Origin of the sequence: Thermus caliditerrae, assembly GCF_021462525.1 — a bacterium.
Lineage (GTDB): Bacteria > Deinococcota > Deinococci > Deinococcales > Thermaceae > Thermus > Thermus caliditerrae.
Map to the genome: position 1 here is coordinate 48416 of NZ_JAKEDT010000011.1, position 26975 is coordinate 75390.

24 protein-coding genes are annotated in these 26975 nt (G+C 66.9%); 12 read left to right on the forward strand and 12 right to left on the reverse strand.

Translation table 11 applies throughout. The annotated features are described in order from the left end of the window. Nucleotides 1-6: 6 nt before the first annotated feature. The 7 genes from aspS (at nucleotide 7) to L1088_RS07410 (ending at nucleotide 7955) form a co-directional block, all read left to right on the forward strand. Nucleotides 7-1752 carry an aspartate--tRNA ligase gene (gene aspS / locus L1088_RS07380; protein WP_234554362.1) on the forward strand — a complete coding sequence of 582 codons (1746 nt, stop codon included), beginning with the start codon at nucleotides 7-9 and terminating at the stop codon, nucleotides 1750-1752. Next, the gene (locus tag L1088_RS07385) at nucleotides 1745-2638 is read left to right on the forward strand and encodes a PhzF family phenazine biosynthesis protein (RefSeq protein WP_234554363.1); all 894 of its coding nucleotides are present in this window, start codon (nucleotides 1745-1747) and stop codon (nucleotides 2636-2638) included. Before aspS ends, L1088_RS07385 begins: the two co-directional genes overlap by 8 nt. 7 nt (nucleotides 2639-2645) lie before the next feature. Beyond that, nucleotides 2646-3461 carry an HAD family hydrolase gene (locus L1088_RS07390; protein ID WP_234554364.1) on the forward strand — a complete coding sequence of 272 codons (816 nt, stop codon included), beginning with the start codon at nucleotides 2646-2648 and terminating at the stop codon, nucleotides 3459-3461. Between the two features lie 12 nt (nucleotides 3462-3473). Then, a complete protein-coding gene (gene asnS, locus L1088_RS07395; RefSeq protein WP_234554365.1) occupies nucleotides 3474-4790 on the forward strand; it encodes an asparagine--tRNA ligase in 1317 nt (438 codons plus the stop codon). 247 nt (nucleotides 4791-5037) lie between these two features. Then, nucleotides 5038-6120 (forward strand): TRAP transporter substrate-binding protein DctP, encoded by a 1083-nt coding sequence (dctP, locus tag L1088_RS07400; RefSeq protein ID WP_234554366.1) that lies wholly within the window; start codon nucleotides 5038-5040, stop codon nucleotides 6118-6120. Nucleotides 6121-6130: 10 nt separating this feature from the next. Then, nucleotides 6131-6652, forward strand: a complete 522-nt coding sequence (locus L1088_RS07405; protein WP_234554367.1) for a TRAP transporter small permease subunit — start codon at nucleotides 6131-6133, stop codon at nucleotides 6650-6652. Next, nucleotides 6642-7955, forward strand: a complete 1314-nt coding sequence (locus tag L1088_RS07410; RefSeq protein ID WP_038046028.1) for a TRAP transporter large permease — start codon at nucleotides 6642-6644, stop codon at nucleotides 7953-7955. Before L1088_RS07405 ends, L1088_RS07410 begins: the two co-directional genes overlap by 11 nt. Before the next feature lie 9 nt (nucleotides 7956-7964). Here L1088_RS07410 and pdxT read toward each other — a convergent pair whose 3' ends face one another. The 8 genes from pdxT to fsa form a co-directional block, all read right to left on the reverse strand. Further along, entirely contained in the window at nucleotides 7965-8540 is a 576-nt protein-coding gene (gene pdxT / locus L1088_RS07415; RefSeq protein ID WP_234554368.1) for a pyridoxal 5'-phosphate synthase glutaminase subunit PdxT, read from the reverse strand. 7 nt (nucleotides 8541-8547) lie between these two features. Then, the gene (gene nhaA / locus L1088_RS07420; RefSeq protein WP_234554369.1) at nucleotides 8548-9786 is read right to left on the reverse strand and encodes a Na+/H+ antiporter NhaA; all 1239 of its coding nucleotides are present in this window, start codon (nucleotides 9784-9786) and stop codon (nucleotides 8548-8550) included. Nucleotides 9787-9793: 7 nt separating this feature from the next. Then, nucleotides 9794-11845 carry a heavy metal translocating P-type ATPase gene (locus L1088_RS07425; RefSeq protein ID WP_234554370.1) on the reverse strand — a complete coding sequence of 684 codons (2052 nt, stop codon included), beginning with the start codon at nucleotides 11843-11845 and terminating at the stop codon, nucleotides 9794-9796. Between the two features lie 31 nt (nucleotides 11846-11876). After that, nucleotides 11877-12236 carry an ArsR/SmtB family transcription factor gene (locus L1088_RS07430; RefSeq protein WP_234554371.1) on the reverse strand — a complete coding sequence of 120 codons (360 nt, stop codon included), beginning with the start codon at nucleotides 12234-12236 and terminating at the stop codon, nucleotides 11877-11879. 4 nt (nucleotides 12237-12240) lie between these two features. After that, nucleotides 12241-13122 carry a pyridoxal 5'-phosphate synthase lyase subunit PdxS gene (gene pdxS / locus L1088_RS07435; protein ID WP_234554372.1) on the reverse strand — a complete coding sequence of 294 codons (882 nt, stop codon included), beginning with the start codon at nucleotides 13120-13122 and terminating at the stop codon, nucleotides 12241-12243. A 93-nt stretch (nucleotides 13123-13215) separates the two neighbouring features. Beyond that, a complete protein-coding gene (locus tag L1088_RS07440; protein ID WP_500303455.1) occupies nucleotides 13216-14391 on the reverse strand; it encodes a peptidoglycan DD-metalloendopeptidase family protein in 1176 nt (391 codons plus the stop codon). Between the two features lie 148 nt (nucleotides 14392-14539). Then, complete coding sequence (gene rho, locus L1088_RS07445; protein WP_234554373.1) at nucleotides 14540-15817, reverse strand: transcription termination factor Rho; 1278 nt, start codon at nucleotides 15815-15817, stop codon at nucleotides 14540-14542. Next, nucleotides 15814-16485, reverse strand: a complete 672-nt coding sequence (gene fsa / locus L1088_RS07450; RefSeq protein ID WP_234554374.1) for a fructose-6-phosphate aldolase — start codon at nucleotides 16483-16485, stop codon at nucleotides 15814-15816. Before fsa ends, rho begins: the two co-directional genes overlap by 4 nt. A 408-nt stretch (nucleotides 16486-16893) precedes the next feature. On the opposite strand from fsa, the gene ileS reads away from it, so the two are divergent. From ileS to nfo, 5 genes are read left to right on the forward strand one after another with little or no spacing between them, the layout of a single operon-like run. Further along, the gene (gene ileS / locus L1088_RS07455) at nucleotides 16894-20025 is read left to right on the forward strand and encodes an isoleucine--tRNA ligase (protein ID WP_234554375.1); all 3132 of its coding nucleotides are present in this window, start codon (nucleotides 16894-16896) and stop codon (nucleotides 20023-20025) included. Nucleotides 20026-20029: 4 nt separating this feature from the next. Next, on the forward strand, nucleotides 20030-20584 hold the full coding sequence (locus L1088_RS07460; RefSeq protein ID WP_234554376.1) for a Uma2 family endonuclease: 555 nt from the start codon (nucleotides 20030-20032) through the stop codon (nucleotides 20582-20584). A 23-nt stretch (nucleotides 20585-20607) separates the two neighbouring features. Continuing rightward, nucleotides 20608-21642: a M24 family metallopeptidase gene (locus L1088_RS07465; RefSeq protein WP_234554386.1), complete on the forward strand. Its 1035-nt coding sequence runs from the start codon at nucleotides 20608-20610 to the stop codon at nucleotides 21640-21642. Then, the gene (locus L1088_RS07470; RefSeq protein ID WP_234554377.1) at nucleotides 21643-22146 is read left to right on the forward strand and encodes a septal ring lytic transglycosylase RlpA family protein; all 504 of its coding nucleotides are present in this window, start codon (nucleotides 21643-21645) and stop codon (nucleotides 22144-22146) included. Next, nucleotides 22143-22961 carry an endonuclease IV gene (gene nfo, locus L1088_RS07475; protein ID WP_234554378.1) on the forward strand — a complete coding sequence of 273 codons (819 nt, stop codon included), beginning with the start codon at nucleotides 22143-22145 and terminating at the stop codon, nucleotides 22959-22961. The genes L1088_RS07470 and nfo overlap by 4 nt, the downstream gene beginning before the upstream one ends. Here nfo and L1088_RS07480 read toward each other — a convergent pair. From L1088_RS07480 to L1088_RS07495, 4 genes are read right to left on the reverse strand one after another with little or no spacing between them, the layout of a single operon-like run. Further along, nucleotides 22941-23159, reverse strand: a complete 219-nt coding sequence (locus L1088_RS07480) for a hypothetical protein (protein WP_234554379.1) — start codon at nucleotides 23157-23159, stop codon at nucleotides 22941-22943. The genes nfo and L1088_RS07480 overlap by 21 nt on opposite strands. Nucleotides 23160-23168: 9 nt before the next feature. Beyond that, nucleotides 23169-23828 (reverse strand): site-2 protease family protein, encoded by a 660-nt coding sequence (locus L1088_RS07485; protein WP_234554380.1) that lies wholly within the window; start codon nucleotides 23826-23828, stop codon nucleotides 23169-23171. Then, nucleotides 23825-24430 carry a zinc metalloprotease gene (locus tag L1088_RS07490; protein WP_234554381.1) on the reverse strand — a complete coding sequence of 202 codons (606 nt, stop codon included), beginning with the start codon at nucleotides 24428-24430 and terminating at the stop codon, nucleotides 23825-23827. Before L1088_RS07490 ends, L1088_RS07485 begins: the two co-directional genes overlap by 4 nt. After that, nucleotides 24408-26900: a CBS domain-containing protein gene (locus tag L1088_RS07495; protein WP_234554382.1), complete on the reverse strand. Its 2493-nt coding sequence runs from the start codon at nucleotides 26898-26900 to the stop codon at nucleotides 24408-24410. Before L1088_RS07495 ends, L1088_RS07490 begins: the two co-directional genes overlap by 23 nt. Nucleotides 26901-26975: the final 75 nt, after the last annotated feature.

The window sequence follows — 26975 nt, forward strand, 5'->3', positions numbered from 1 at the left end:
AAGATTATGCGCCGCACCCACTACGCCGGGAGCTTACGGCCAGAACACGCCGGACAGGAGGTGGTCCTCGAGGGCTGGGTGAACCGCCGCCGGGACCTGGGGGGCCTCATCTTCCTGGACCTCCGGGACCGGGAAGGGCTAGTGCAACTGGTGGCCCACCCCGAAAGCCCCGCCTACCGGGAAGCGGAACGGGTGCGCTCGGAATGGGTGGTGCGCGCCCGGGGCACGGTGCGCCTCCGCCCGGAGCCCAACCCCCGTTTAGCCACCGGGGAGGTGGAGGTGGAGCTTTCCGCCCTGGAGGTCCTGGCCGAGGCTAAGACACCCCCCTTCCCCGTGGATGCCGGCTGGCGGGGGGAGGAGGAAAAGGAAGTCTCCGAGGACCTCCGCCTCAAGTACCGCTACCTGGACCTGAGAAGGCGGCGCATGCAAGAAAACCTGCGCCTGCGCCACCGGGTCATCAAGGCCATCTGGGACTTCCTGGACCGGGAGGGCTTTGTCCAGGTGGAAACCCCCTTCCTCACCAAGAGTACCCCGGAAGGGGCCCGGGACTTCCTGGTGCCCTACCGCCAGGAGCCGGGGCTCTTCTACGCCCTCCCCCAGTCGCCGCAGCTTTTCAAGCAGATGCTCATGGTGGCGGGTTTGGACCGCTACTTCCAAATCGCCCGCTGCTTCCGGGATGAGGACCTCAGGGCCGACCGCCAGCCCGACTTCACCCAGATGGACCTGGAGATGAGCTTCGTGGAGGTGGAGGACGTCCTCACCCTTAACGAGCGCCTCATGGCCCACGTCTTCCGCGAGGCCTTGGGGATGGAGCTTCCCCTCCCCTTCCCCCGCCTTTCCTATCTGGAGGCCATGGAGCGCTACGGCTCCGACAAGCCGGACACCCGCTTCGGCCTGGAGCTAGTGGAGGTGGGGCCCCTCTTCCGGGAAAGCGAGTTCCAGGTCTTCCGCGAAGCGGAAAGGGTAAAGGCCCTGGCGGTGCCCAAAGCCCTATCCCGCAAGGAGATCTCGGACTTGGAGGAGTTGGCCAAGCGCCACGGGGCAAAGGGCCTGGCCTTTGCCCGAGTGGAGGAGGGAGGTTTCGCAAGCGGGGTCGCTAGGTTTCTGGAACCCGTGCGGCAAAGTCTCTTGGAGACCACGAAAGCCGCCCCGGGGGACACCCTTCTCTTCGTGGCCGGGCCGGCCAAGGTAGCGGTCACCGCCTTGGGGCAGGTGCGGCTTAAGCTGGCGGAGCTCCTAGACCTCCCCAGGGAGGGCTTCCGCTTCCTCTGGGTGGTGGACTTCCCCCTCCTGGAGTGGGACGAGGAGCGGCAGGGCTGGACCTACATGCACCACCCCTTCACCAGCCCCCACCCCGAGGACCTGCCCCTGCTGGACAGGGACCCGGGGGCGGTGCGGGCCTTGGCCTACGACCTGGTGCTGAACGGCACCGAGGTAGGGGGCGGCTCCATCCGCATCCACGATCCTTCTCTTCAGGCCAAGATGTTCCAAGTGCTGGGCATCGGGGAGGAGGAGCAGAAGGAAAAGTTCGGGTTCTTCCTGGAGGCTCTCCAGTACGGGGCCCCGCCCCACGGGGGCATTGCCTGGGGGCTGGACCGCCTCCTGGCCCTGATGACGGCCAGCCCCTCCATCCGTGAGGTCATCGCCTTCCCCAAGAACAAGGAGGGGAAAGATCCCCTCACCGGGGCGCCCAGCCCCGTTTCGGAGGAGCAGCTTCGCGAGTTGGGCCTGAGGGTGATCCGGAATGCCTAGGATCCCTTACGCCATCGTGGACGCCTTCGCCCCCGCCCCCGGGGCGGGGAACCGGGTGGCCATCGTCCTGGACGCCCGGGGCATGACCCCACCTGAGATGCAGGAGGTGGCCCGCAGGCTCTCCGAGCCTGAAACGGCCTTCGTCACCGAGCGCCGGGGCAACGTCTTTGCGGTGCGCTTCTTCACCCCCGGGGGGGAGGTGGAGTTCTCCGGGCACGCCGCCGTGGCCTTGGGCTTGGCCCTGGTGCGCCTGGGCCTGGCCCCGGGGGGAACCACCCGCCTTTTCCTGCACACCCCCACGGAGGCCCTGCCGGTGGACATCGTCTACGAGGGGAGCGAGCCCAAGAAGGCCCTGGTGCGGGGCCCGGCCCCCCGTTTCCGCGACCTGCCCCCCTACCAGGCCCTCAAGGAGGCCCTCGAGGCCCTGGGCTCGGACGAACGCTACCTCCACCGGGGGCTCCCCTACGGCATCGCCTACACCGGACTCTGGAGTCTCTTTGTACCCCTCATCGCCCCCGGGGTGGTGGACGCCCTGGAGCCCGACATGCCCCTCCTAACCGAGGTCTCCCGCAAGCTGGAGGTGGCCACGGTGCACGCTTACGCCCCCATGGGCCCGAGGAGCTTCTACGCCCGGGACTTCGCCCCCCTTCTCGGCATCCCCGAAGACCCGGTGACGGGCTCCGCCAACGCCGCCCTGGGGGCCCTCCTGGCCCGGGCGGGGGTGGTGCCGAGGCGGGAGGGCCAGGTAGCCCTCACCATCTACCAGGGCCACCGCCTAGGCAACCCAGGGGTGGTAGAGGTGGTGGTGGAGTACAGCCCCATGGGCCAGCCCTATGCGGTGCAGATCGGAGGAGAGGCCGTTATCCTGCACACCGGCGAGTTCTAAGGGCAACATGGTGCGCTTGGTGTTCGTGGACGTAGACGGCACCTTGGTGGGGAAAGAAGGGGTGCCCCCTTGCGTCTGGCCCGCGGTGGCCGCCCTACAGGAGCGGGGGATCGCCCTCGCCCTCATCACCGGGCGGCCAGGCCGGGGGGAAACGTTGGCCTACGCCCGCAGGCTCGCTCCGGCAGGCCTCCACGTGTTTGAGTCGGGGGCAGTGGTCCTCCGCCTGTCCCAAGACCCCCACGAAACCCCGGCGACACCGTTACTGGTGGAGGCCCTGGCCCGGGAGGAGGTAGAGGAGGCGGTCCGCTTGGCCCGCAGGCTGGGGCTTCCCCTCGAGGGCTACACCGCCGAAGGGGGGTTCTACGTGGAAGGAGAAAGCCCCCTCTTCCTGGCCCACCAGGAGCTTTTGGGCCTACAGGCGGAAGGGGCCGACCTCCTCCACCTCCCAAGCCCCCTGGTGCGTCTCCAGGTGCTGGCCGGGCCCGAAGCGCCCCTGGGCGCTTTTCTGGACCGCTTGCCCCCGGGGCTTTCCCCCCACATCGCGGAAAGCCCCAAGATGCCCGGGGTGCGCTTTGTTTCCCTCACCAAGAAGGGGGTGAGCAAGCTCTCCGCGGCCCGCTTTGTGGCAGAGGCCTACGGCCTCACCCTGGAAGCCTGCGCCATGGTGGGGGACGGGGAGAACGACCTGGAGCTCCTCCGGGCGGTGGGCCTGGGCGTGGCCATGGGGAACGCCCCGGAAAGCGTCCGGAAAGCGGCCCAGCGGGTGGTGGCCCCGGTGGAGGCCTGCGGCCTCGCCGAGGCCCTTTTGGGCCTCCTGGGGTAGACTCCTTGAGGTATGCGGGTGTTCATTGACGAGATCCCCCGGCACGAGGGACAGGAGGTGGAGCTCCGCGGCTGGCTTTACCAAAAACGCTCCAAGGGCAAGATCCACTTCCTGATCCTCCGGGATGGCACGGGCTTCCTTCAGGCCACGGTGTTCCATGGGGAGGTGCCGGAAGCGGTCTTCCAGCAGGCGGACCGCCTGCCCCAGGAGACTGCCCTCAGGGTGTGGGGCGTGGTGCGTAAGGACGAGCGGGCCCCCGGGGGGTACGAGCTCGCCGTGCGGGGCCTGGAGGTGGTGAGCCTCCCCCAAGGGGAGTACCCCATCGGCCCCAAGGAACACGGCATCGACTTCCTCATGGACCACCGCCACCTTTGGCTCCGCCACCGCCGCCCCTTCGCGGTGATGCGCATCCGAGACGAAATCGAACGGGGCATTCACGACTTCTTCGCCGAAAGGGGTTTCCTCCGCTTCGACGCCCCCATCCTCACCCCCAGCGCCGTAGAGGGCACCACCGACCTCTTTGAGGTGGACCTCTTTGACGGGGAGAAGGCCTACCTTTCCCAGTCAGGCCAGCTCTACGCCGAGGCCGGGGCCCTGGCCTACGGCAAGGTCTACACCTTCGGCCCCACCTTCCGCGCGGAGAGGAGCAAGACCCGCCGCCACCTCCTGGAGTTTTGGATGATCGAGCCCGAGGTGGCCTTCATGACCCACGAGGAGAACATGGCCCTGCAGGAGGAGCTGGTGAGCTACCTGGTGGGCCGGGTGCTGGAGCGAAGGGCCAGGGAGTTGGAGATGTTGGAACGGGACCCCAAGGCCCTCGAGCCCGCCGCCCAAGGCCACTACCCCCGGCTCACCTACAAGGAGGCCGTGGCCCTGGTGAACCGCCTGGCGGAAAAAGACCCCGAGGTACCCCCCCTGCCCTACGGGGAGGACTTCGGCGCCCCCCACGAGGCGGCCATCAGCCGCCAGTTTGACCGCCCGGTCTTCATCGAGCGCTACCCGGCTCGCATCAAGGCCTTCTACATGGAGCCCGACCCTGAGGACCCCGAGCTCGTCCTCAACGACGACCTCCTGGCCCCCGAGGGCTACGGGGAGATCATCGGGGGAAGCCAGCGCATCCACGACCTGGGGCTCCTGAAGCGGAAAATCCAGGAGTTTGGGCTTCCAGAAGAGGTTTACGGCTGGTACCTGGACCTCCGCCGCTTTGGCAGCGTGCCCCATGCGGGCTTTGGCTTGGGCCTGGAGCGCACGGTGGCCTGGATTGGGGGCCTCAGCCACGTGCGGGAGGCCATCCCCTTCCCCCGGATGTACACAAGAATGCGCCCCTAAGCACCCCGCTGTAGCGTGCGTGGGATAGGACACTAGAAAAGCCCTAGGTAAGCCGCCTTGGCTTTCACCGGCAGGGGAGCCGCGCGCACGGACCCCTAGGCTCCCCAGCCCAGTGTTTCCTCCCTTCCGGCCCCCAGGAAGGCCGTCCGCGGGTCTTGACAAGGGTGTTCTCATAGGCCCGTCAGGAAAACCTCACCTCAGCGTCGGCGGTTAACGGCATTGGCCCTTATTTCAAGGGAGGAAGGCCATGAAGGAGAGTCGGAGAAGCTTCATCCGTAGGGTGGCTGCCGGCGTGGCGGCCAGCGCGACCTTCAGCCCCTTGGCCATCGCCCAAGCCCCCAGGTTTCGCTGGCGCATCCAGTCCGCCTGGGACGCGGGCACCGTGGGCTATAGCCTATTCCAAAAGTTCGCCGAGCGGGTCAAGGAGCTCACCGACGGGCAGATCGAGATCCAAACCTTCCCTGCCGGGGCGGTGGTGGGCACCTTCGACATGTTCGACGCGGTGAAGAGCGGGGTGCTGGACGGGATGCATCCCTTTACCCCCTACTGGGCGGGGAGGATGCCCGTTACCGCCTTCCTCTCCTCCTACCCCATGGGTCTGGACCGCCCCGACCAGTGGGAGACCTGGTACTACGCCTTGGGCGGCTTAGCACTGGCCCGAAAGGCCTTTGAGGAGCAGGGCCTTTTCTATGTGGGTCCAGTCCAGCACGACTACAACCTCATTCACTCCAAAAAGCCCATCAAGAGCTTCGAGGAGTTCAAGGGCGTGAAGCTGCGGGTGCCCGGGGGGATGATCGCTGAGATCTTCGCCGCCGCCGGTGCGGCCACCGTCCTTCTGCCCGGGGGAGAGGTCTACCCGGCCCTGGAGCGGGGGGTGATCGACGCCGCCGACTTCGTGGGCCCGGCGGTGAACTACAACCTCGGGTTCCACCAGGTGACCAAGTACATCATCATGGGGCCGCCGGAAACCCCCTGCATCCACCAGCCTGTGGACCTGGCGGACATCACTCTAAACCTCGCCCGCTGGCGGGCGGTGCCCAAGAACCTGCGGGAGCGGTTCGAGGCGGCAGTGCACGAGTGGAGCTGGGTCCACTACGCGGGGATCCAGAAGGCCAACCTCGAGGCCTGGCCCAAGTATAGGGCGGCCGGGGTCCAGATCATCCGCCTCTCCACGGTGGATGTGCGCAAGTTCCGCCGGGTGGCCATTCCCATCTGGTTCAAGTGGGCCAAGCAGGACAAGTACGCCCGCGAGGCCTTCTCCAGCCAGCTGGAGTACATGAAGGCTCTGGGCTACGTGACCGACGCTGACCTCCGGGGCCTTAGCCTCTAGGAGCGGGAACGTGGGGCGAACCCTCCAACGCTTCCTGGTCTTCGTGGAGGCCCTCAGCTTGTGGTCGGGCCGCCTGGCCGCCTGGCTCACCTTGGCGGCGGTGCTCATCCTTACCGTAGAGGTCGTGCGGCGCTATTTCTTCAACGCCCCCACCCAGTGGGCCCACGAGGTTTCCACCCTGCTCTTCGGCTTACTTTACGCCTTCACCGGGGCGTATGCCCTCAAAGAAAAGGCCCACGTGGGGGTAGATGTCTTCTACGCCCGCCTTTCCCCTAAGGGCAGGGCGTGGGTAAACCTCTTAGGCTTCGTGTTCCTTGCCCTTTTCTGTGGCACGCTGCTCGTCTACGGTTGGAAGTTTTTTTGGACCTCCTGGCAGAACCGGAAGTTCTCCCTGGCTAACCAGGCAATCCCCATCTTCCCCTTCAAACTGGCGATTCCCTTGGGGGGTGCCCTGATCTTGCTCCAAGGTCTGGCCAATCTCCTACGGGACCTCAAGGTGCTTCTGGGAAAGGAGGAAGAGCATGCCCATTGAGACCCTCTCTTGGCTGATGTTCGGCAGCCTCTTCCTCCTCCTGCTCACGGGCTATCCCCTGGCTTTCCTGGTAGGCGGGGTGGCCGTGGTCTTCATCGGCTGGCTCTGGAGCCCCGATGCCCTAGCCCTGGTCCCCCAACGCATGTGGAACAACATGACCCAGTACCTGCTGGCGGCCATCCCTCTCTTCATCTTCATGGCCTCCATGCTGGAAAAGTCTGGACTCATAGAGGAGATCTTCGACGTGGCCTACAAGTGGCTGGGGCGGGTGCCGGGCGGCCTGGCAGTGGCCACGGTGGCCGCCTCCACGGTGCTGGCAGCCATGGTGGGGGTCATCGGGGCAGCGGTGGTCACCATGGCCTTGGTGGCCCTGCCCTCCATGTTGCGGCGGGGGTACAGCCCGGTGCTGGCCGCAGGTACGGTGATGGCCGGGGGCACTTTGGGGATCCTCATTCCCCCCAGCGTTCTGGCCATCATCTACGGTTTGGTGGCCAACCAGTCCGTGGGCGAGCTATACCTAGGTTCCGTGCTTCCCGGCCTGGTCCTCTCCAGCCTCTACATGCTCTTCTCTGTGGTGTACGCCCTCTTGTACCCAGAAGGGGCTCCCCGCATCCCCAAGGAGGAGGCCCCCACCTGGGCGGAGCGGTGGCGGGCGTTGCGGGGCATCTGGGCTCCCCTGCTCCTTATCTTCTTGGTCCTGGGGACCATCTTCTTGGGCCTTGCCGCCCCCACGGAGGCCGCAGCGGTGGGCGCCTTCGGGGCCATGGTGGTAGCCGCCTTGCACCGCAAGCTCACCTGGCAGAACCTGCGCCTGGCCTTGGAACAGACGGCCAAGGCCACGGCCATGGTCCTCTGGATCATTTTTGGGGCAAACGCCTTTGTGGCCTTCTACGTAGCCCAGGGAGGGGACCGGTACATCAGCGAGCTCCTGCTGAGCACAGGCCTCTCGCCTTGGGGCATTCTAATCCTGATGCAGGCGATCCTCATCGTCCTGGGCATGTTCTTGGATTGGGTGGGGATTCTCCTCTTGGCGGTGCCAGTCTTCGTGCCCATCATCCGGGACCTGGGGTTTGACCCCCTATGGTTTGGGGTTCTTTACTTGGTGAACATGCAGATGTCCTTTCTCTCCCCGCCCTTTGGCTACGCTCTCTTCTACGTCCGCGGGGTGGCCCCACAGATTCCCATGGGCACCATTTACCGGGCGGCCATTCCCTTCCTGCTTCTTCAGCTCACGGGGCTGGTGATCCTCATGCTCTTTCCCAGCCTGGCCACCTGGTTGCCCAGCCTGGTCTACGGGAAGTAGGAGCTTGCCTCAAAGGTCGGCAAGCTCCAGGAAGTAGTGGTGCACCCTAGGGTCTTCCGTAAGCTCGGGGTGGAAGGCGCTGGCCAGGAGCCTGCCCTGGCGCACCAAGACGGGTAGCCCGTTGAGTTCCGCCAGCACCTCCACCCCCTCCCCCAAACGCCGGAACACGGGGGCGCGGATGAAGACCCCGCGGAAGGGCCCGAGGCCCTTGATCTCCAGCTCCTCTTGGAAGCTTTCCACCTGCCGACCGAAAGCGTTGCGCTCCACCGCCACGTCCAGCACCCCCAGCCGGGGCTGCTCAGGGTAGCCCAGGATCTCCTTGGCCATCCAGATGGCCCCAGCGCAGGTGCCGAAGACCGCCAGCGAACCCTCCTCTACCCGCTTCCGAACCTCCTCCTCGATCCCGTAGTCCCGGGCCAGCTTGCCGATGGTGGTGGATTCGCCTCCGGGAACGATGAGGGCCTTTATATCTTGGATATGTTCCCTTTTCCGCACCTCCTTGGCCTCTATCCCCAGGCGCTTTAGGGCCTCCTTATGCTCGCGAAAATCCCCTTGTAGGGCCAGTACGCCGACCACGCCCTTCATCCTGGGCCTAGGGGGCTACCCTGTCAAGGGAAGCCCGAACCAGGAGGAAGCCTAAAACCCCGGCCGTGAGGGAAGCGGCCAGAACCCCCACCTTGGCCTGGTCCAGCATCCCCCCTTGGAAGGCCAGCCCGGCGATGAACAGGGCCATGGTGAAGCCAATCCCCGCCAGGAAGCCCACACCCAGGAGGGCCTTGAGATTTGTCCCCTCAGGCAACGCGCCCAAACCCAAGAGGAGGGCCAGCCAGGAAAAGAGGAAAACCCCAAGGGGTTTGCCCAGGAGGAGGCCTAGGGCCACCCCCAGGGCCACGGGGCCTACATCGAGGCCCCCCAAGGCCACTCCAGCGTTGAAGAAGGCAAAAACAGGGAGGACCCCGTACGCCACCCAGGGGTGGAGGGCATGCTCCAAGCGATGCAGGGGGCTTTGCGCCTCACCCACCTCCTCTTCCAGGGCCTCCAACTCCCCCTCGAGGGCCTCGGGATCCGTCTCTGTGGTGGCTCCTTGGAAAGGCCTCCCCCGCCGCAAAGGTATGGCCAAAGCTAGGAACACCCCGGCCAAGGTGGCGTGAAGGCCGGACTTCAGAACGAAGTACCAAAGGGGAAGTCCCAGGAGGAGGTAGGGCCAAAGGTACCAAACCCCTACCCGGTTCAGAAGGAGAAGCGCCCCCAAGGTGAGGGCCGCCAGGAAAAGGTAGGTGCCCTCGAGGCCTCCCGTGTAGAAAAGGGCAATGACCAAAACCGCCCCCAGGTCGTCCACGATGGCCAAGGCGGTGAGGAAGAGCTTGAGCCCTAGGGGGGCCCGGGGTACCAAGGCTAAGACCCCCAGGGCGAAGGCGATGTCCGTGGCCATGGGCACCCCCCAGCCCCGGGCCTCGGGAAGGGTGGGGTTGACCCAGAGGTAGAGCAGGGCGGGAACGGCCATCCCCCCCAAGGCCCCGGCCATGGCCAGACCCGCCCGCCGCGGCTCCCTCAACTCACCCGCCAGGAGCTCCCGCTTGAGCTCAAGGCCTACCAGGAGAAAAAACACAGCCATCAGGAGGTCATTGACCCAAAGAAGAAGGGGTTTTTCTAGGGCAAAGGCCCCCACCCGCAGGGCCACAGGCACCTCCCGCAGGCCGAAGTAGGTCCCTGCCCAAGGGGTGTTGGCTAGGAAAAAGGCCAGAAGGGCAGCAAAGAAAAGGAGGAACCCTCCCTTGGCTTCGCTTTGCAAAAACTGCTCTAGTGCTTTGGGATAGGGTTTCCGCGGCATGGCGGGATTATACACGCACCCAGAGCAGCCTCAAGCTGTTGAGGGTGACCAGGACCAAGGCCCCGTTGTCCGCCAAAACCGCAGGCCAAAGACCTGTGAGGCCGAGAAGGGTGGAGAGCAGGAAAAGCGCCTTCAGCCCCAAGGCCAAGGCCACGTTCTGCCGCACCACAGCTAGGGTCCTGCGGCTTAAGCGAAAAGCCCGCGGCAAGGCGGCGAGGGAGAGGAGGGCCACATCCGCAGCCTTGAGGGCCGCCTCCGTGCCCTCAGCCACCGCCAGGCCCACGGTGGCCCGGGCCAGGGCCGGAGCGTCGTTCACCCCGTCCCCCACCATGGCCACGCCCCCCTCCCGGGAAAGCACCTCCACTAAGCGGAGCTTTTCCACGGGGGAAAGCCCCGCCCGCACCTCCTCGGGGGCGAGGCCCAAGGCCCGGGCCAGGGCAAGGGCCGCCGCTTCCCGGTCCCCGGTGAGGAGGAGGGGCTTAAGCCCCAAGGCGCGGAAGTCCAAAAGGGCCTCCCGGGCCTCCGGCCGGGGCTCGTCCTGGAAGGCGAAAAGGGCCAAGGGCTCCCCCGAGCGCACCAAGAGGGCCAGGCTCATCCCCTCTTCCCCCAGGGCCTGGACCTGGGAGCGGAGGAACTTGGGGAGGGTCACCGCCTCAGGGCGCACCAGCCCCACCTCTGCGCCCTTCACCTGGGCGAAGCTCCCCACACCAGGTTCGCTCCGATACCCCTCGGCCTCGAGGGCCCCAGAACCCACCTCCCTGAGAGCCCGGGCCAGGGGGTGAGACGAGCCTTGGGCCACCGCCTTAGCCAAAGCCAGGGCTTGTTCCTTCCCTATCTCCAAAGGAAGCACCCGCACCAAGCGGGGCCTCCCCAGGGTAAGGGTGCCGGTCTTGTCCAGGGCCAAATGCCTCACCCCGGCAAGGCGCTCCAGGGCCGCCCCGCTCTTGAAGAGCACCCCCACCCTGGCCCCCCGGGCTACCCCGGCGGCGATGGCCGCGGGCACGGAGACCACCAGGGCGCAAGGGCAGGAAATGAGAAGGAGGGCCAGGGCTTTGTAGGCGTGCCCCAGGAAGTCCCCTCGGAAAAGGGGCAGGACCAAGGCCACGAAGGCCGCCAGGACCAGAACGGCAGGGGTGTAGCGGCGGGCAAAGGCGTCCACCAGCCTTTCCGCTTGGGCTTTTCTCAGAAGGGCTTCCTCGGCAAGGCGCTCCATCTCCGCCAGAAAGCCCTCCCGGGGGCGCCGCTCGACCCTAAGCTCCAGGCTCCCTTCGACCACCAGGCTTCCCCCATACACCCCGTCCCCCGCCCCCCTGCGCTGCGGTAAAGGTTCCCCAGTGAAGGGGGCTTCTTCCACCAAAGCTTCCCCCGCAAGCACTACCCCGTCGGCGGGTACCCGCTCGCCTGGGGGCACCCGCACCCGGTCCCCCACCTCCAAAGCCTCGAGGGGTAGCTCCTCCACCCCATCCTCCCGCAAACGGTAAGCCCGCCGGGGAAGGAGTTCCCCCAGGGCGAATAAGGCCCTCCGGGCTTGGGCGATGCTGTAGGCCTCCAGCACCTCCCCTACTAGAAAAAGGAAGACCACCACGGCGGCCTCGGCATAGGCTCCGATGAGGATAGCTCCCAAAGTGGCCACTGTCACCAAGGCTTGCATGCTGAAGGGGTTCTGCCGCAAACCGGCCACGGCCCTGCGCGCCAGGGGATAAACCCCCGCCAGGGCGGCCAGGGTGTAGCCCCACCCGGCCCAGACCGGAAGGAGGAAGGAGGCTAAGAGGGCCAGGAGCAAAAGCCCCCCTGTGAGAAGAGCCCAGCGCCAAGGACCGGCAAGCCCCCGGGTCTCCTCCCCGGCAGGCCTCAAGCGGTAGCCCAGGGAAGCGAGGGCCCTTTCCGCCTCCCGTTCCGCCCCCGGCACCTCCAGGTGCAGGTAGGCCTTGCCGCTTTGGAAGCTCACCTCGGCCCGAACCACCCCGGGCACGGACCGCAAGGTCCCCTCCACCTTGCGGGCGCAGTCGGCGCAGTCCATGCCCTCCACCCGAAACACGCGCACCCTGGGGGCCTCCATGCCCCCAAGGTAACATCACTTGACCATGTGCTCAAGTGTATTCTTCCGCGTGCTCCAAAGCCCCCTCGAGGAGCCGCTCCACGTGCCCATCCGCCACCCGGTAGTAGACCTGCTTCCCTTCCCTGCGGAAGGCCACCAGCCTGGCCTGGCGGAGAAGCTTCAGCTGGTGGCTCACCGCAGAAACGGAAACCCCCGCCAAAAGGGCCAGGTCGCAGACGCAAAGCTCCCCCGCCGCCCTCAGGGCTAGGAGAAGCCGCATCCGGGTGGGGTCGGCCAGGGCCTTGAGGAGAAGGGCCGCCTCCTTCAAAACCCCCTCCTGGGGCAAGGCGGCCCGGGCCTTGTCCACCTTCTCCGGGTGGATCTCGTAGACCCCGCAGACCGCCTTGGCCATGCCCTCACCAACCCCGCTTGGCCAGGCGCTCCTCTTCCTTAAGCTGGTCCAGGTTGATGCCCACCATGGGCTCACCCAGGTCCTCAGAAACCTCGGCCAGCACCTCGGGGTCGTTGTAGTGGGTCACCGCCCGCACGATGGCCCGGGCCCGCTTCCTGGGGTCACCGGACTTGAAGATGCCGCTCCCCACGAAAACCCCGTCCATGCCCAGGTGCATCATCAAGGCGGCGTCGGCCGGGGTGGCGATACCGCCAGCAGCGAAGTTCACCACGGGAAGGCGGCCGTGGTCATGGACCCACCTCACCAGCTCCAAGGGGGCCCCAATCTCCTTGGCGTAGGCCACGAGCTCATCCTCCCGGAGGGACTGGACGTAGCGGATCTGCTTCCACATGGTGCGGGCGTGGCGCACCGCCTCCACCACGTTGCCCGTGCCCGCCTCCCCCTTGGTGCGGATCATGGCCGCCCCCTCGGCGATGCGCCTAAGGGCCTCGCCCAGGTCCCGGGCCCCGTTCACGAAGGGCACCTTGAACTTCCACTTGTCGATGTGGTGCTCCTCGTCCGCGGGGGTGAGGACCTCGGACTCGTCGATGAAGTCCACCCCGATGGCCTCGAGGATCATGGCCTCCACAAAGTGCCCGATGCGCACCTTGGCCATCACCGGGATGGACACCGCGGCCATGATCTCCTTGATCACCTTGGGGTCCGACATGCGGGCCACCCCGCCCTGGGCCCGGATGTCCGCGGGGACCCTCTCCAGGGCCATCACCGCCACCGCCCCCGCCTCCTCGGCGATGGCCGCCTGCTCCGGGGTGGTCACGTCCATGATCACCCCGCCCTTGAACATCTCCGCGAAGCCCGTCTTGATCTGAAAGGTTCCCTTCTCCATCCCGCCCTCCATCCTCAAGCTTACTTCCCCCGGGGTCAAGCCCGGAGGAACACAAAGCCGGGGGCCAAGCCCCCGGCCTTAGGAAGCCAGCCCTCACGGGAGGTAGGCCAAGGGGTTCCGGGCCACCCCGCCCACCCGCACCTCGAAGTGCAGGTGGGGGCCGGTAGACCAGCCGGTGGAGCCCACGTAGCCAATGACCTGCCCGGCCTCCACCCACTCCCCGGAGCGCACCGCGATGCGGGACATGTGGGCATAAAGGGTCTCCACACCCCCGCCGTGGTCCACCACCACGTGGAAGCCGTACCCGTAAGAGCTCCAGCCAGCCACCTGCACTTGCCCCGCTTTGGCCGCCACAATGGGCGTGCCGTAGGGAGCGGCTAGGTCGATGCCGGTATGGTAGCGCTGGAAGGCCCCCCGCTGGCCAAAGTAGGTGGTGATGCGGAAGCCGGAAAGGGGCCAGCGCATCCCCCCCTCCTGGTAGCTCACCCGACGCACCTGCGGCTTAACGGAAGCCCTTTGCGTCTGGGCCTGAGCCTGCCGGGCCCCCTGAGCCAAGGCCTGCTGACGCCGCCTCTCCTCCGCCAAGCGCCTGAGCTCCTCTTGGCGGCGGCGCTCCGCCTCGAGGCGGGCCTGCCGCTCCGCCTCCTGCTTGGCCAAAAGGCGCTGGTAGGTGGTCTTGGCCTGGATGCCCGGGAGGAGCACCAGGTCCCCCGCCTTGAGCTCCGCCGGGTTTGCCAGCCCGTTCACCCTGGCCACCTCCACCGGAGAAAGCCCAAAGCGCGCAGCCAGGTCCACCAGGGTCTGCCCCTCGGGCAGGGCCACCACAAGACCCTTCACCTTCTTGGGGATGTAGAGGACGCTCCCCGCCACCAGGCGGTCGAGGCTTTCCAGGGAAGGGTTGGCGGACACCAGGTCCAGCACGCTCACCCCGTAGCGGCTCGCCACGCTCTGCAGGGTATCCCCCGGGCGCACCCGGTAGGCCTCCACCCCCGGGGGCACCCGCGGGGCGCGATCCTCCTGGGCCACCAAAGGGATGAGGAGGCGCTGGCCTACCTGGAGCCGGTCCGTCTTCAGACCGCTGGACCACATGATGTGGCGCGGGTCCACCCCGTACCGGGCCGCCACCCCGGCCAAGGTGTCGCCTGGGCGCACCTCGTAGACCACCCAGCCCTTCTTGGCCGCCTGCCCCACCTCCACGGTGGCCTCGGGCAGGGGCAGGGGGCTAAGGATGAGGGGTTTGGCCAACGCCAGGGCGGAACAAGACAGCACGCACAAGGTCCCCAGAATTCCCCGCAACGCTCACCTCCAGGCAGAATACCGCTCCAACCTCGGCGGGATTATACCAGCCACCGCCCTGGAAAGGGCAAGGGGCGAAAGACCTTGCGGGAAGAAGCCCCTTTCCCAAAGATGCAACTCCCTACCGGGCCGCAAGGGCAGCCAGGAACTCCTTGTTGCTCTTGGTGCGCCCGAGCCGGGAGAGGAGCATTTCCATGGCCTCCGCGGGGTCCATGTCCGCCAGCACCTTGCGCAGAAGCCACATCTTGTGCACCACCTCTTCGCCAAGGAGAAGCTCCTCCCGCCTCGTACCCGACTTGAGGATGTCGATGGCGGGGAAGATGCGCCGCTCCTCGAGGCGGCGGGAGAGGTGAAGCTCCATGTTGCCCGTGCCCTTGAACTCCTCAAAGATCACGTCGTCCATGCGGCTTCCCGTCTCCACCAAAGCGGTGGCCAGGATGGTGAGGCTTCCCCCACCCCGGATGTTGCGGGCCGCCCCCAGGAAGCGCTTGGGAAAGTACAGCGCCGCGGAGTCCAGACCACCGGAAAGGGTGCGCCCCGTGGGCGGCGTCACCAGGTTGTTGGCCCGGGCCAGGCGGGTGATGGAGTCCAGGAGGATCATCACGTGCCCCCCCTCCTCCACGATGCGCTTGGCCCTTTCGTGCACGAACTCCGCCACCCGGATGTGATTCTGAGGTGGCTCGTCAAAGGTGCTGGCGATGACCTCGGCCCCTCCCACGCTTTCCCGGAAGTCCGTGACCTCCTCGGGACGCTCGTCGATGAGGAGGACGATCACCTTGATGTCGGGCTCGTTCTTGAGGACGGCGTTGGCGATCTTCTTGAGGAGCGTGGTCTTGCCCGCCTTGGGCGGGGCCACGATCAGCCCCCGCTGCCCCCGCCCGATGGGGGCCAGGAGGTCGATCACCCGGGTGGAAAGCTCGTCCGGGGTGGTTTCCAGCCGGATCTGGCGGTCGGGGAACTGGGGCACCAGCTCGTCAAAGCGGGGGCGGTCCTTGGCGGCTTCGGGGTCCAGATCGTTCACCGCCTCCACCTTGATGAGGGTGGCGTAGCGCTCGTTCTCCCGGGGGGGTCGGACCCGGCCCACCACGTAGTCGCCGCTCCTTAGGGCGTATTGGCGGATGAGGCCAGCGGAAACGATGGCCACCCGCGACTCCAGGTTGAAGAGGTTCTCCGTGAGGAAGCCGTAGCCGTCCGGGCTGATCTCCAGGTACCCCTTGACCAACTGCAGGCCCTCCCCTTGGGTCTGGCGCTCCAGGATGGCCATGATCAGCTGGTCCTTCTTCATGCGCTTGTAGTTCTCAATCCCCGCCTCCTGGGCCAGGAGGTGCAGCTCCGGCAGGATCTTGGCCGAAAGCTCCTGGTAGGAAAGGGACGTTTCCTGGGTTTCTTTTCTCTTCATGGCTTTACCTTCTCCCAATCGTCCATAAAGCGCTTGAGGCCGAGGTCCGTCAAGGGGTGCTTCAGGAGCTGCTTGAACACCGCATGGGGCATGGTGGCGATATCCGCTCCCAACAGGGCCGCCTCGGTCACGTGCCGGGGGTGGCGGATGGAGGCGGCGATGACCCGGACGGGCAGGTCCTGCACCTGGATGAGCTCCACGATTTCCCGCAAGAGCTCGCCCCCGTCCCAGGAGATGTCGTCCACCCGGCCCAGGAAAGGGGACACATAGGCCGCCCCGGCCCGGGCCGCCAAAAGGGCCTGGTTGGCGGAGAAGATGAGGGTCATGTTGACCGGGATGCCCTCTACGGAAAGCCGCCTGCAGGCCCGAAGCCCCTCCTCGGTGGTGGGGAGCTTGACCACGATGCGAGGGTGAAGGGCGGCCAGCCGCTTTCCCTGCTCCACCATGCCCTCGGCATCCAAGGCCGTGACCTCCGCGGAAACCGGCCCGCCCACGGCCTCACAGATAGCCCTCAAGTGGGCTTCCAAGGCTTCCTGGCTTAGCTTCTCCCCCCGGGCGGCGAACTCCTTGGCCACCAGGGTGGGGTTGGTGGTCACCCCGGAGAGCACCCCCCACTGGGCAATTTCCCGTATTTCCTCCAAGTTGGCAGTGTCCAGGTAAAGCTCCATGGGCGCTCCTTTTGCGCGGAAATGGGGTCGGCTTAGCCTGAGTCTAGCAGACGGGTTTGGGGCGTTGTCAAGCGAAGGGAAGGGCTGCTAGCATAGCCTTAGCCGCCAACGGGGGATTTTACCCCAGGGGGCATGAGGTGTAAAGGCGAGGATGGGGAGAGTACCCCTTTCCAAGAGCCCAGAGCGAGCCGGGGAGGGTGGAAGCCCGGCGGTGAGGAAAGGCGGGAAGATCACCCCGGAGCCGCGGGAGGAAAAGGGACAGCCCTGAGTAATGCCCGCCGGGTGCGCCCGTAACAGCGCCCAACGAGGGCCTGGGTACCCCCCAGGAAGCGCGGTGGTACCGCGGAAGCTGAGCGCTTTCGTCCGCGCCCAAGAGGGCGCGGGCCTTTTCTTGAAGGAGGCGAGGGGATGTTCAAGGAAGTCGGCGAACCCAACTTTCCCAAGCTGGAGGAGGAGGTTCTAGCCTTCTGGAAGCGGGAAGGTGTTTTTGAGAAGAGCGTGGAAAACCGCAAAGGGGGTCCCCGCTATACCGTCTATGAAGGCCCCCCCACCGCCAACGGTATGCCCCACGTGGGCCACGCCCAGGCCCGGAGCTACAAAGACCTTTTCCCCCGCTACAAAACCATGCGGGGCTACTACGTGCCCCGCCGCGCCGGGTGGGATACCCACGGGCTTCCCGTGGAGCTGGAGGTGGAGAAGAGGCTGGGGCTAGGGAGCAAGCGGGAGATCGAGGCCTACGGGATTGAGCGCTTCAACCAGGCCTGCCGGGAGTCGGTCTTCACCTACGAGAAGGAGTGGGAGGCCTTCACCGAGCGCATCGCCTACTGGGTGGACCTGAAAAACGCCTACGCCACCTTGCACTCCACCTACGTGGAGAGCATCTGGTGGAGCCTGAAGGAGCTCTTCAACCGGGGCCTCCTCTACCGGGACCACAAGGTGGTGCCCTACTGCCCCCGCTGCGGCACCCCCCTTTCCTCCCACGAGCTCTCCTTGGGCTACAAGGAGATCACCGACCCCTCGGTCTACGTGCGCCTGCCCCTGAGGGAGCCCCAGAGGTTGGGCCTGGAAAAGGCCAGCCTCCTCATCTGGACCACCACCCCCTGGACCCTGCCCGGAAACGTGGCGGCGGCGGTGCACCCGGAGTTCACCTACGCCGCCTTCCAGGGGGAGGGAGAGGCCCTCATCCTGGAGGAAGGCCTGGGGAAAAAGCTCTTGGGCGAGGCAACCCCCATCCTCAAGACCTTCTCGGGAAAAGAGCTGGAGGGCCTCCCCTACGAGCCTCCTTATCCCCAGGGGGTGGAGCGGGGCTACTTCGTGGTCCTGGCGGAGTACGTGAGCCGGGAGGACGGCACGGGCATCGTTCACCAGGCCCCGGCCTTCGGGGCTGAGGACTTGGAGACGGGCCGCCGCTACGGCCTTCCCGTGCTGAAAACGGTGGACGAGGAGGGCAAGCTGCTGGTGGAGCCCTTTAAGGGCCTCTTTTTCCGCGAGGCCAACCGGGCCATCCTGAAAGACCTCCGGGCTCGAGGCCTCCTTTTCAAGGAGGAGAGCTACCTCCACAGCTACCCCCACTGCTGGCGGTGCTCCACCCCCCTCATGTACTACGCCACCGAGACCTGGTTCATCAAAAACACCCTCTTCAAAGAGGAGCTGATCCGGAAGAACCAGGAGATCAACTGGGTCCCGCCCCACATCAAGGAGGGGCGCTACGGGGAGTGGCTAAGGAACCTGGTGGACTGGGCCCTAAGCCGCAACCGCTACTGGGGGACCCCCTTGCCCATCTGGGTCTGCGACGCTTGCGGGAAGGAAGAGGCCATCGGGAGCATCGCCGAGCTCCGGGAGCGGGCCACCCATCCCCTCCCCGAGCCCTTCGACCCCCACCGCCCCCATGTGGACCGGGTGGAGCTCCGCTGCGCCTGCGGGGGCACCATGCGGCGGGTGCCCTACGTGATCGACGTCTGGTACGACTCCGGGGCCATGCCCTTCGCCTCCTTGCACTACCCCTTTGAGAACCAGGAGGAGTTTAAGGAGGCCTTCCCTGCCGACTTCATCGCCGAGGGCATCGACCAGACCCGGGGCTGGTTCAACTCCCTGCACCAACTGGGGGTGATGCTCTTCGGCTCCATCGCCTTCAAGAACGTCATCTGCCACGGCCTCATCCTGGACGAAAAGGGCCAGAAGATGAGCAAGTCCAAGGGGAACGTGGTGGACCCCTGGGACATCATCCGGGAGTTTGGGGCCGACGCCCTCAGGTGGTACATCTACATCTCTGCGCCCCCGGAGGCGGACCGCCGCTTTGGGCCCAACCTGGTGCGGGAGACGGTGCGGGATTACTTCCTCACCCTTTGGAACGTATACAGCTTCTTCGTCACCTACGCCAACCTGGACCGACCGGACCTGAGGAACCCGCCCCCTCCGGAGAAGCGCCCCGAGCTGGACCGCTGGCTTCTCGCCCGGATGCAGGACCTAATCCAGAAGGTGACGGAGGCCCTCGAGGCCTACGACCCCACCACCAGCGCCCGCGCCCTCCGCGACTTCGTGGTGGAAGACCTCTCCCAGTGGTACGTGCGCCGGGGCCGCAGGCGGTACTGGAAGAACGAGGACGCCTTGGACCGGGAAGCCGCCTACGCCACCCTGTACGAGGCCCTGGTCCTCGTCGCCACCCTCTCCGCCCCCTTCACCCCCTTCCTGGCGGAGGTGCTCTGGCAAAACCTGGTGCGCTCCGTGCGCCTTGAGGCCCCCCTCTCCGTGCACCTGGCCGACTGGCCGGAGGTGGACCCCACCCGGGTGGACGCGGAGCTGGTGGCCAAGATGCGCGCCGTGCTCAAGGTGGTGGACCTGGCCCGCTCCGCGCGGGCCAAGAGCGGGGTCAAGACCCGCACCCCCCTCCCCCTTCTCCTCCTCACCGCTCCCAGCGCCTTGGAGCGGGAGGGCTTAAGGCACTTCGCCCCCGAGATCGCCGAGGAGCTCAACGTCAAGGAGGTGCGGGTTTTGGAGCCGGGAGAGCAGGTCCTCTCCTACCGCGTCCTGCCCAACCTGAAGCTTTTGGGGAAGAAGTACGGCAAGCGGGTGCCTGCCCTCCGCGAGGCCCTGCAAAAGGAGGCCGAAAGGGTGGCCAGGTTGGTCCTGAAGGGGGAGCCCGTGGCGCTAACGGTGGAGGGGGAAACCCTGGTCCTCGCGCCCGAAGAAGTGCTTTTGGAAGCCCAGGCCCCCGAGGGGTACCAGGCCCTGGAGAAGGACGGGTACGTGGCCGCCTTGGAGGTCAGGGTCACGGAGGCGCTGAGGCTTGAGGGCCTGGCCCGGGACCTCATCCGCCACCTGCAACAGACCCGCAAGGAGATGGGCCTGAAGGTCTCCGACCGCATCCGCGTGGGGTATGAGGCGGAAGGGCCATACCTGGAGGCCCTAAAGCGGCACGGCGGCTGGATCGCCGAGGAGGTCTTGGCCCTGGAGTTTGCTGAAGGCCTCTTCCCCGGCCACACCACCCTGCTGGAGGACGAGGAAGGCCGGGTGCGCTTCAGCGTAGCAAGGCTAGGATAAGGGTATGGCCGAGCCCGCCCGAAAGGCCCTCAGCCTCGAGGCCTACCTCCAACTGGAGGAGCGGAGCCCCATCCGCCACCACCTCGTGGAGGGTGCCCTTTGGGCCATGGCGGGGGCAGGACGGGCCCACAACCAGATCCTGACCCGGCTTCTCCTGAAGGTGGGCCCCAAGGCCTTGGAGGAGGGGTGCGAAGCCTACGCGGTGGACCGCAGGCTGAAGGTTTCGGAGGATACCGTCTTCTACCCCGACCTGATGGTGGTGTGCACCCCTTCCCCCTCCCTTTACGAGGAAGCCCCCTGCCTCCTGGTGGAGACCCTCTCGGAAAGCACCGAGGACCTGGACCGAGGGAAGAAGCTATGGCACTACCTCAGGCTTCCCTCCTTGCGGGCCTACCTCCTTCTGGACAGCCGCCGGGTGAGCCTCGAGGCCTACCTGCGGGAAGGCGGGCGCTGGACCTACCTCCGCCTGGGGCCGGGGGAAAGCCTCCCCCTCCCCTGCTCCTCCTTGGAGCTGGCGGTGGACGAGGTCTACCGGGGCGTAAACCTGGAGGAGAGCTAGGCGAGTGGTATAGTGGCCCCGTGTTGGACCCCAAGACCCTGCTGGACTCCCTGGGGCTAGACGCCCTCTACATCACCCGTCCAGAAAACGTCCGCTACCTCTCCGGCTTTCCCCACCCCGAGGACGCCCAGGTCCTCCTCCTGGAGGGGGAGGCCTTCCTCCTCACCGACCCCCGCTACCCCGAGGCGGGAAGGGACAGCCGCATCCCCGCCAAGGTCCTGAGACGTGAGGAGAAGGAGGAGGTCTTCAAGGGCCTAAGGGGCCGGGTGGGCTTTGAGGCCGAGCACCTCCCCTACGCCGCCTTGGAGCGCCTGCGGGAGCTTGCCCCCGCGGAGTGGGTGCCCACCAAGGGGGTTATCGAGCGGCTCCGGCTCAAAAAGACCCCAGAGGAAGTGGAAAGGATCCGCAAGGCCCAGGCCCTGGCGGAGGGAGCCCTGGCCCACGCCCTAGGGCTCCTGAAGCCCGGGGTGGCCGAGCGGGAAGTGGCCTTGGAGATCGAGTTCTTCCTGCGGCGGCTGGGGGCCGAGGGGGTGGCCTTCCCCCCCATAGTGGCCTCGGGGGAACGGGGGGCCCTGCCCCACGCCGGGGCCTCAGAGAAGCCCCTAAAGGCGGGGGAGCTCGTTACCTTGGACCTGGGGGCCAGGGTGGAGGGGTACCACTCGGACATGACCCGCACCGTAGCCTTGGGAAAGGTGGATGGGGAACTCAAGCGGGCCTTTGCCGCCACCCTGGCCGCCTTAGAACGGGTTCTAGAAGTTTTGGGCCCCAGGAAGAGCACCAAGGAAATGGACGCCCTGGCCCGGGAGGAGCTTAAGCGCTTTGACCTGGACCGCTACTTCGTCCACTCCCTGGGGCACGGGGTGGGTCTGGCGGTGCACGAGGGGCCGGGGCTTTCCCCCTACACGGAGGAGGCCCTGGAGCCCGGTATGGTGGTCACCGTGGAACCCGGGGTCTATCTGCCGGGTATAGGCGGGGTGCGGATTGAGGAACTGGTCCTCATCACGGAAACCGGCATGGAGCTCCTCTCCCGCTTCCCTCGGGGCTGGCAGGAGGTGTAGGTGCGCGCCCTCGTCTTGACCCTGTTCCTCGCCAGCGCCTTGGCGCAGACCTACACCGTGCAAAAGGGGGACACCCTCTTCCGCATCGCCAAGGCCCACGGCCTCAGCGTGGCCGAGCTTAAGCGCCTGAACGGGCTTCAAACCGACCTCATCCGCCCAGGACAGGTCCTGCGGGTAACCCCTGAAGAACCCCGCCAGGAGCCCCAGGAGAAGGGCAGGGTGTTCCAGGAGGGCCTGGCGGTGTGGTACGGCCCCGGCTTCCACGGCCGCCGCACCGCCAGCGGCGAGCCCTACGACATGCACGCTCTCACCGCCGCCCACCCCTCCCTCCCCTTCGGCACCAGGGTGCGGGTGACGAACCTCAAGAACGGCCAGAGCGTGGTGGTGCGCATCAACGACCGGGGGCCCTTTGGAGGCCGGTACATCATCGACCTCTCCTACGCCGCCGCCAAGGCCATCGGGGCCCTTAGCGCCACCTGGGTGCGGCTGGAGGTGCTCCCATGAGGCGCTACGGCTTTCACCTCTCCATCGCCGGCAAGAAGGGGGTGGCGGGGGCGGTGGAGGAGGCCCAGGCCCTGGGCCTTTCCGCCTTCCAGATCTTCGCCAAAAGCCCCAGGAGCTGGAAGACCCGCGCCCTCTCCCCCGCCGAGGTGGAGGCCTTCCGAGCGCTTCGGGAGATGGCGGGGGAGCTTCCCGGGGTGGTCCACGCCTCCTACCTGGTGAACCTGGGGGCGGAAGGCGAGCTTTGGGAAAAGAGCGTGATGAGCCTGGCGGACGACCTGGAAAAGGCCCGCCTCCTGGGCCTGGAGTACGTGGTGGTCCACCCCGGTTCCGGAAGCCCCGAGCGGGTGAAGGAAGGTCTCATGAAGGCCCTGCGCCTCGCCGGGGTGCGGGATAGGCCCCAGCTTTTGGTGGAGAACACCGCCGGGGGCGGGGAGAAGGTGGGGGCGCGCTTTGAGGAGCTCTCCTGGCTCATCCAGGACACCCCCTTGGGGGTCTGCCTGGACACCTGCCACGCCTACGCCGCGGGCTACGACGTGAAGGAGGCCCCGGAAGCCGTCCTCACCGAGCTGGACCGCACCGTGGGCCTGGAGCGGGTGCCCGTGGTCCACCTCAACGACTCCGTGGGCGGCCTGGGAAGCCGCATCGACCACCACGCCCACCTTTTCCAAGGCCAGATCGGGGAAGGCCTCAAGGGGGTGCTCCTGGACCCCCGCCTGGCGGGTAGGGTGTTCATCCTGGAAACCCCCAGGAGCCCGGAGGAAGACGCCTGGAACCTGAAGGTTCTAAGGGAGTGGCTAGAGGAAACCCCCCCCTAAGAGGAGGCGCAACGCAGAAACCGCCAGGACCAAAAGCCCGAGCTTAAAGGCCCGATCTTCCCCAGAAAGGATCCCGAACCCCGCAGCCAGCAAGCTCAAGGGCAGAACCAACCAGTTGAGCCAGCCAAAGAGAGGCAGGAGGGCAGGGAGTAGCAAAAGGAAGGAGAGAACCGCCAGGACCAGGCTGAGGATGCGCACACCCCCAGTCTAGCCGAAGAAAAAGCCGAAAAAGACTCTCCTGGCCCAACGCAAGACCTCCTGGATGGGCCCCCGGAGCACGGTGAGGATCAGGAGGAAGGAAAGCCAGGCGTACTGCTCCAGACGCCAAAGGAGGGGCTGCCAGGAAAGGGGCAGGAGGCTTTGCAGGATCTTGGAGCCGTCCAGGGGCGGGATGGGCAGGAGGTTGAAGACCGCCAGGACTAGGTTGATCGAGCTAGCGAAAAAGGCCGCCAGGGCCAGCAGGCCAAGCCCAGTCTGCCCCTCCCCCCTTAGGGTCATGACCACTCCCACAGGATCCAGGGCAAATAGCCCCCGAACCACAAAGGCAAAGAGCACGGCCAAAACCAGGTTGATGACGATCCCGGCGATGGAAACCACGAAAAGCCCCAGGCGGTAGCGGCGGAAGGCCGGGGGGTAGATGGGCACGGGTTTGGCCCAGCCGAAGCCCACGAAGAGGAGGAGGACCGTGCCCAAAGGGTCCAGGTGCTTCAAGGGGTTCAGGGTGAGGCGGCCCGCCCGCTTGGCAGTGGGGTCCCCGAAGAGGTAGGCGGCGTAGGCATGGCCCAGCTCGTGGAGAACCAAACTGAAAACCAGGACGGCAAAGGTCAGGAAGAAGGCCAGGGGGTCCCGTTGCAGGAGGGCGATCATAGCCCGATGACCCGGTATAGCGTGGCCAAGAAGCCCGCAAGCCCTTGGACCACCGCCCCGGTAACCCCGGTATAGGAGAGAACCAGAAAGATCAGGATGAAACCCAGGGGTCCGTAGGCCGCGAGCTGCTCCAGAAAGCGCCGGGCCTCATACCCCCCCACGGCGTAGAGGGCCTTGGCCCCATCCAAGGGAGGCACGGGGAAAAGGTAGATGGCGGCGTGAAGGAGCATGAGGCGCTGGGCCACCATGAACCCTTCGCCAAAGGGGTAGGGCAGGAAGCGGGCCAAGAGGCCGTAGAGGAAGGCGGCCACAAAGAACCCCAAAGGCCCCATGAGGGCCACCATGGCCCCCTTACGCCCCGGGAGGCCGGTGGGCACCAACCGGGGCCAGCCGAAGCCCAGGAGGACCAAGAAGACCAGGCCCAGGGGCTCGAGGTGGACCTTCAGGTCCAAGGAGAGGAAGCCGTAGCGGCGGGGGCCGGTGTCCCCGTAACGGTCCGCCAGGTAGGCCTGGAAGACGTTGTGCAGCACCAAGCCCAGCACCGCCAGGGCCAGGGCCACCAGGAAGACCGGGGGGTCGCTAAGGAGGGGAAAGAGTCCCATCGCCCACCAGTTTACGGGCTAGCGCGAGCTCCTCCTCAAAGGTCTTCACCTCCCCCCGGGCCCGGGCCTCAGCCACGCGCCGCAGGACCTCCCCCACCTGGGGCCCAGGCTTCAAGCCCAGCTGAAGGAGGTCCCGGCCCATGAGCACGCGCCGTTTCTGGCTGAGCCAGGCCTCCTTTTCGGGGAAGAGGGCCAGGAACACGCTGCGCAAGGGCTCTTTGCCCAAGGCCTCCCGCTCCACCTCCTCCCCCTGCCACGCCCGCACCAGGAGGGCCAAGGCCTCCTGCAGGCGCTTGGGAAGCCCCAGGGTTAGGCTTGCCCCCAAGGGGTCCCTTTGGAAGAGGAGGAGGAGCAGAAGGCGGGCCTCCATCAGGAAGCGCTCGGGGTGGGCCTCCTCAGGCGGGGGACGCAACCGGGCCAAGGCCCGCAAGAAAGGCTCCGTTTGGGCGGGGAGGTTCAGGCCGTACAGGGGCTCCAGGGCCCCCAGCTCCTGCAAGAGGGCCAGGGCTTGGAAGAAGGTGTCCTCCCCCAAGGTGAGGAGGAGCTCGTCCCGGAGGCGGCTTCGGCTGGCGCTTTGCAGCACCTCGGGGAGGAGGGCGGGGGGAAGGGCCTTCACGGCCTCCTCGGCAAAGCGGAAGCCGATCCTGGCCGCAAGCCGGGCCCCCCGGACGATGCGGCTCGGGTCCTCCACGAAGGCGAGGGGGTGCAAGGGGCGGAGGAGGCGGGCCTCGATGTCCCTTAGCCCCCCGTACGGGTCCAAAAGCTCCAGGGAGCCCAGGGAAAGGGCCATGGCGTTCACCGTGTAGTCCCGCCGCTCCAGGTCTTTGGCGATGGGGGCCGGGCGCACCTGGGGCAGGGCCCCGGGGTAGGGGTAGACCTCTTCGCGGCTTTCCGCCAGGTCCACGGCGAGACCGAAGGCAAGGCGCACCCTGGCGGTGCCGAAGGCGTAGTGCAGGCCGTAGCTTCCCCCAAACCGCTCCACCAGGAAGCGGGCCACCTCCCCCGCCCGGACCCCCGGCTCCAACACCAGGTCCACGTCCGGGCCCGAGCGCCCCAAGAGGGCGTCCCGCACCGAGCCGCCCACCAGATAAACCCCCTGGGGAAAGGCCTCCTTGAGGGCCAGGACCACGCGCCTTGCTCCTTCCGGCAGGGCCTCGAGGATCCTCTCCCCCAAGGGCTTCTCCCCCATGGGCTTCCTGCGGTAGAGGTCCGTGCGGGTGAAGATGCCAAGAAGCCTAAACCCCTCCCCCACCCGCTCCCCCACCAGGACCCGCCCGCCCCCCTCCTTGAGGTGGGGCTCCACCTGGGAAAGGGGCGTCTCCGGGGGAAGGACCACCGCCCGGGCCAAGAACCCCTCCACCGGGTGGTCCGCCAGGCCCAGCCGCTCCGCCTTCTTCAAATCCCGCCTGCGGGCCAGGCCCAAAAGGCGCACCCCGCCCCCCTCCGAGGGCACCACCACGGGCATGGCCCCGTAGCCCCGCTCCTCCAAAACCCGCAGGGCCTCCCGCACCGTTCCCGGGGAAAGGGTCTCCACAGGGGAGGTCATGGCCTCCCGCAGGGTGGGCTCGGGCTCCAGGAACACCCCCAGGGTATCTAAAAGCCGCCGCACCGCCCGCCGCACCCCCCGCACCCGGGCGAAGGCGGCCCGAGGGTGGCCGCCACCCCCCACCTGGGCCAGCCAGCGGCCCACGTCCAGCCGCTCCTTGCTCCGGGCGATGAGAAGGACTTCCCGCCCCAGCCGGAGCACCAGGAGAACCCCGTCCGCTTCGTGCAGGTCCAACAGGGTGTGGGCCAGGGGGGCCAGGGCGGGGATGTACCCCTCCTCCTGGGCCCGGGCCAGGAGGAGGCGGAAACCCTCCTGCTCCACCACTCGAGCGGTTTTGAGAAGAGCCTTGAGCACGGCCCGGGCCTCCTCCCCCAGGTGGGGGCGCACCCAGGCCCGCACCCGAGGGATCTCGGCCCCCTTTTCCGCCAGGAAGTGGGCGGCCTCGAGGTCCAAAGGCGTGGTGGAGGGGAAGCTGAAGCCCCCGGTGTCCTCCCAAAGCCCCGCGTAGGCCAAGGTGGCCTCCAAGGGGGTGAGCGTTAGGCCCCGCTCCCGCACCAGGGGCACCAGCAGGCTCACCGTGGCCCCCACCGCCAAAACCCTCCCCCCCACTGCGGGCACGTCCCCCGGGGCCCGGGGGTGGTGGTCGTAGACCAGGAAGGGCACCCGACCCACCAAAGCCTTGAAGGGACCGATGCGCTCGGGGCGGGCGTTGTCCACCAGGATCACCTCGGAAACCCGCTCCAAGGGCACCTCCGCGGCGGGGACTAGGTCCAGCCGGTCCTCCAGGAGGGGGGCAAGCTCCTTCAGGGGGCCCTCGAGGCCCCCCACCAAGGCCAAGACGCTCCCCGGGTAGAGCTTCCCCGCCAGCACCATGGACCCCAGGGCGTCAAAGTCCAGGTTCTCGTGGGCCACCACCACCCGCACGCCTTTAGCTCAGGGCTTTACCCAAAACTCCTTCCTCGCCCTCCCTTAGCCTGCTTCAAGAGTTCTTGGGTGACT